A 5,007-nucleotide genomic window follows, 5' to 3' on the forward strand; every position below is an offset into this window, starting at 1 on the left:
ATTGCACTAGGTTTACGTCCTAGCCAGCAGGAGACAGTATGAGCACAACTTTAGACAATACAACCTCAAAACAAGCGCCCGCCTACGATAGCGAAATTAACAATATCGTCGTCGCCGCTTTGTATAAATTTACTCGCTTTAATGACTTTGAAACCTATCGTCAGCCTATCCTTGATAAGATGACGGACAACGATGTCAAAGGTACATTACTTATCGCTGCTGAGGGCATCAACGGTACGATATCTGGTACACGCCCGTGCATCGATAACGTCTTAGAGTATTTGCGTAGTATTGACGCGATCGGTAGCTTTACGTTTAAAGAGTCTTATACCAACGAGCAGCCGTTTTATCGCACCAAGGTGAAGCTCAAAAAAGAAATCGTCACTATGGGCGTCGAAGACATCGACCCGCTACAGTCGGTCGGGCGCTACGTGAAGCCTACCGATTGGAATGCGCTGATCTCAGATCCAGATGTAACTCTGATCGATACGCGCAACGATTACGAAGTACAAATCGGCACCTTTGAAAACGCTATCAACCCTAATACTGATACCTTTCGTGAGTTTCCAGAGTATGTCGCAAAAGAGCTTGATCCTAGCAAACACAAAAAAGTCGCGATGTTCTGTACCGGTGGTATTCGCTGTGAGAAATCAACCGCTTATTTGCGCGAGCAAGGGTTTGAGGAGGTCTATCATTTAGAAGGCGGTATTTTAAAGTATTTAGAAGAAGTACCTGCCAGCGACTCTATGTGGCAAGGCGACTGCTTTGTCTTTGACAACCGCGTCTCAGTCAATCATGATCTAGAAAAAGGCGACTATGAACAGTGTTTTGCGTGTCGTATGCCGATCACTATAGATGATATGAATAGCGCCTCTTATGTCAAAGGTGAATCTTGCCCGCATTGTATTGACAAAGCGACTGACGCACAAAAAGCGCGCTTTCGCGAGCGTGAACGTCAGATGCAGCTTGCCAAGCAGCGCGGTGAGACGCATATCGGAAGCGACGTAAATGACATTATCGAAAAGCGCAAAGCTGCTAAAGTTGAGGCGCGTCTCAAAGCAGATACTACTAACCAGACAAACTAAGCGTATCGCTACAAATATTATTTGATTTAGAGAGTACCCATAAAAAAGAGAGACTATACTAGTCTCTCTTTTTTATTGCACTGTTATACCTTTTAGATTAAAACAAAATACGCACGCGAATGGTTTCTTCGACGTCTTTGAGCTGATCGAGTGCGGCTGTTGAATCATTGTAATCAACATCCATGACCAAATAACCAACATCGCCTTCTGTCATCAGGCTCTGCGCCAAGATATTGATGTGCGCTTCTGCAAACAGACGGTTGATTTGAGACAGCACGCCTGGAACGTTTTTGTGGATATGCAGCAGGCGATGTGAGCCCTCTTTGAACGGTACTGAAACCTCTGGGAAGTTGACCGCCGTTGCTGTATCACCTTGATCTGAGTACTTAACGAACTTCTCAGCGACTTCAAAGCCGATGTTTTCTTGTGCCTCTTGTGTTGAGCCACCAATATGCGGCGTCAAAATCACGTTATCAAATTTGCGCAGTGGTGACTCAAACTCTTCATCCGCAGACTTTGGCTCTTTTGGGAATACATCGATCGCCGCGCCGAGTACCCGACCCGACTCAAGTGCCGCTGCCAAATCATCAATCTCAACACAAGTACCCCGTGCCGCATTAATAAAGTAGCTGCCCTCTTTCATCTGATCAAACTGCTCTTTTTTCATCATATAGCGTGTACTTGGTACATCAGGCACGTGCAAGGTGACGATATCAGCGGTGGATAGTAGCTCGTCTAAGCTGCCAACTTGATGGGCGTTGCCTAGCGGCAATTTGGTGACGACGTCATGATAGATGACCTTCATACCGAAGCTCTCAGCGAGTACTGATAGCTGCGAGCCGATAGAGCCATAACCGACGATACCGATAGTTTTGCCGCGCACTTCATGTGAGTTTTTAGCAGATTTGCCCCAGCCGCCGCGATGCACAGTAGCGTTCTTTTCTGGGATACCGCGGTACAGCATGATGGCTTCCGCCAGTACCAATTCAGCCACTGAGCGCGTGTTAGAGTACGGCGCGTTAAAGACGGGGATACCCATCTCACGTGCAGCCTCTAGATCTACTTGGTTAGTACCAATACAAAAGCAGCCAATACCGATAAGCTTTTTGGCGTGCTCAAGTACGTCACGCGTCAATTGCGTGCGCGAGCGAATACCGACAAAGTGCGCATCTTTAATCTTTTCGATCAGCTCGTCCGTATCTAGTGCGTGACTCAGATACTCAATATTGCTGTATCCTGCGCCCTCTAATACTTTTAGCGCGTTGTCATGGACGCCCTCTAATAGTAAAAAACGGATTTTATCTTTTTGTAGTGATAATGCCATATGAGACCTGCCCTATAATTGGAGTCACTGTTTGTCATAATCTAAACAGTCGACGAGAATAAAAAACAATGCGCTTATCTTACACAAAATTGTCGCTAGGTGTTAGAGCATAATATGAATTAAGCTATAGATATTGTGACTAATAGTGACCTATAAAGGGTCAAACGCATTCTAAATATGTACTGGTAATGTGCTAATATTAGGGCACGTTTATAAGTTATCAAACACCAGCTATGTTACTTGTCCAACACATGACCCTTGCACCTAGTCGAGACTATTATGACTGAATCGATCACCGAAAACCTGCCCGCCCACGCGCGCACTCACGCCGCTGACCAAGCTGTGGTCAATGAGCCAAACCTTGCGCCAGCAGCGAATAGCGCAGCAGTACAAGCTATACTAGACGCTCTAATCACTACGCATAACTTTGATAGCAGTCAAATCAAGACCGATAGCGAGAGCCTTGTACATTGGGGTAAAGACTGGACCAAACATTTTGCTCCTGCTGCCTCTGCTATTATCTTTCCTAAGACCACTGAGCAAGTGCAAGCGATCGTACTGCTAGCGAATGAGTATAACGTCGTATTAACCCCAAGCGGCGGACGTACGGGTCTATCGGCAGGCGCAGTCGCAGCTAATGGCGAGATTGTAGTGAGCTTCGATAAGATGAATAGTATCGGCAAATTTTATCCTGCTGATCGCTTGGTTGAGATTGAAGCAGGCGTAGTCACCGAGCAGCTTCAGCAATTTGCCAAGTCCAAAGATCTGTACTACCCTGTCGATTTTGCATCAGCAGGCTCAAGCCAGATGGGTGGCAATATCGGCACCAACGCAGGCGGTATCAAAGTCATACGTTATGGTATGACGCGCCAGTGGATTATGGGGTTGACAGTGGTTACTGGTCGCGGCGATATCTTGCACCTCAACCGCGGTATGGTCAAAAATGCCACAGGTTATGATTTGCGTCAGCTGTTTATCGGTAGTGAAGGTACGCTTGGATTTGTCACTCATGCGCAAATTAAGCTGGATCGTGCGCCGCAAGACTTAAATGTCATGGTGCTAGGCATGGATAGCTTTGATGATGTCATGAATGTGCTATCAGCCTTTCAAGCAAAGATTGATTTGACCGCCTTTGAATTCTTCGATGATGTGGCAATCGATAAACTCATGGCACATGGTCAAGTGCAAGAGCCGTTTGAATCGCGTACTCGATTTTATACTCTACTTGAATTTGAAGCGCCATACGAGCCGATTATGGATAAGGCTATGGCGATATTTGAGCACTGTATGAGCGAGGGCTGGGTCGTTGATGGCGTCATGAGTCAAAGCATAGCTCAGGCGACGGAGCTGTGGAAACTGCGTGAGTATATCTCTGAGACTATCTCAGTCTTTACCCCGTACAAAAACGATGTGTCCGTGTTAATCACTCATGTCCCTGATTTTATTGCTGAGATTGACGAGGTTGTCAGTCGTAATTATCCTGACTTTGAGGTGTGCTGGTTTGGTCATATCGGTGATGGCAATTTGCATCTAAATATTTTAAAGCCTGAACACTTAAGCAAAGATGCGTTCTTTGATGCTTGCCAAATCGTTAATAAGTACGTGTTTGAAATCGTGCAAAAATATGGCGGCTCGGTATCCGCTGAACATGGCGTTGGCATGACCAAAAAGCCATATTTGGAATATAGCCGCAGTCCGCTTGAGATTGAGTACCTAAAAGAAGTCAAAAAAGTGTTTGATCCCAACAATATCATGAATCGCGGCAAGATTTTTGATATGTAAGCGTCTTGATTAGTTCTAAATAAAAAAGACGCTAGACTTAACCGTTTAGCGTCTTTTTTCGTTTTGTCATTTGTATATAAAGCGTACTAATAGGTTAAAAGGTAGAGGCCTATAACGAGCAATATTGCCAAAAATCCTTGAACGATTAAAAACGCTTGGTGCGGCGCGGCAATGTGCTTAAACATATTACCCATGGCATTGTAGGTAATACCAGCTGCTTTTATATGCGGCGGATTATCAAAGGTTTGGATAGTATTAATAAACTGCGCAGTACGATCGGGCGTCCAGCCATGCGGCGCAAAAGGTAAAAAAGGCGAGAGCTGATCGGCTTGTTTTTTGGTTGCAGGAGACCAAAGCCAGCGCTCCAAAAATAGCAAGCGCATGCGCCAATCCTCAAAGCTGCGCTGACTGATGTTTTTTAGAGACAGTATCTGCACCTCTTTATGACGTCCGTCAGCAAAGATACGCTCTTGCAGAGTCAGTATCTCATCTTTTTCGCCCTCCAAGCACTGCAAAAAATGCCCGTTGCCATAACACAAAGTACCCGTTATGCCATGCTGCTGGTTGTAGCTGCGAGCATGCGCCTCAACTTCGTCAAAGACAGAGGACTTTAGACGTGATCTGAGCGTCATGTTACTGACATAAACCAATTGGATCAAACCATCCTTAGGCGTATCGCTCAGCTTTTTGACAGTTTCCATATGGTTTAGAGGTATTGGCATAGATAACATCCTAAGGAGCTTATAATTGTTATATGGTTCGCAGATTCATAAAATACTAAAGAAAAAGGTAAATAACTATCAAAAAATAGTAACT

General features: G+C 45.2%; 4 protein-coding genes. 2 read left to right on the forward strand and 2 right to left on the reverse strand.

Annotated features, from left to right (window positions below):
• Window positions 1-38 precede the first annotated feature (38 nt).
• Window positions 39-1,085 (forward strand): oxygen-dependent tRNA uridine(34) hydroxylase TrhO, encoded by a 1,047-nt coding sequence (gene trhO / locus ACTXGO_RS09505; protein WP_443574211.1) that lies wholly within the window; start codon window positions 39-41, stop codon window positions 1,083-1,085.
• Between the two features lie 97 nt (window positions 1,086-1,182).
• Here the strand turns inward: trhO and serA are convergent, their stop codons facing one another.
• Window positions 1,183-2,409 carry a phosphoglycerate dehydrogenase gene (serA, locus tag ACTXGO_RS09510; protein ID WP_443543576.1) on the reverse strand — a complete coding sequence of 409 codons (1,227 nt, stop codon included), beginning with the start codon at window positions 2,407-2,409 and terminating at the stop codon, window positions 1,183-1,185.
• A 279-nt stretch (window positions 2,410-2,688) separates the two neighbouring features.
• On the opposite strand from serA, the gene ACTXGO_RS09515 reads away from it, so the two are divergent.
• Complete coding sequence (locus ACTXGO_RS09515) at window positions 2,689-4,191, forward strand: FAD-binding oxidoreductase (protein WP_443543578.1); 1,503 nt, start codon at window positions 2,689-2,691, stop codon at window positions 4,189-4,191.
• An 86-nt stretch (window positions 4,192-4,277) separates the two neighbouring features.
• Here the strand turns inward: ACTXGO_RS09515 and ACTXGO_RS09520 are convergent, their stop codons facing one another.
• A complete protein-coding gene (locus ACTXGO_RS09520; protein WP_443574213.1) occupies window positions 4,278-4,913 on the reverse strand; it encodes a BLUF domain-containing protein in 636 nt (211 codons plus the stop codon).
• Window positions 4,914-5,007 lie beyond the last annotated feature (94 nt).

This window comes from Psychrobacter sp. T6-1 (assembly GCF_052258445.1).